This window comes from Halalkalibacter lacteus, assembly GCF_036663595.1.
Lineage (GTDB): Bacteria > Bacillota > Bacilli > Bacillales > Bacillaceae_D > Halalkalibacter > Halalkalibacter lacteus.
In genome coordinates this window covers 1-271 of record NZ_JAWRVL010000219.1, presented here as the reverse complement: position 1 = coordinate 271, position 271 = coordinate 1, and the positions used below count along the sequence as shown (strand labels likewise).

Genomic DNA, 271 nt, shown 5'->3' with positions numbered 1-271 from the left:
ACCGATTTGTATTCGCTAAGCATTGGTGCTGCACCAGCGTCCAATTCATGGGCCCGCTTGCTAGCTAACATAATCAATGAGTAACGCGAATTAACTTGCTTCAATAAGTCATCAACTGATGGATATAAGATCATGATTCCGCATCTCCTAACATTTCTTCATACTCGGGCATGACCCGCTTAACACTAAACCGTTCACTACGAATAATAGCCTTGATTCGTTCAGCAGCTAGCGGGACTTCATCATTGATAACCGCATAATCATAATTACG

The 271-nt window shown here is 42.4% G+C and carries 1 protein-coding gene; it reads right to left on the bottom strand.

The window, feature by feature from the left end; all coding sequences use genetic code 11:
* The coding region (gene rpoZ / locus SAZ04_RS22145; protein WP_332699767.1) for a DNA-directed RNA polymerase subunit omega at positions 1 to 134 on the bottom strand (134 nt) is incomplete at its 3' end.
* Positions 135 to 271 lie beyond the last annotated feature (137 nt).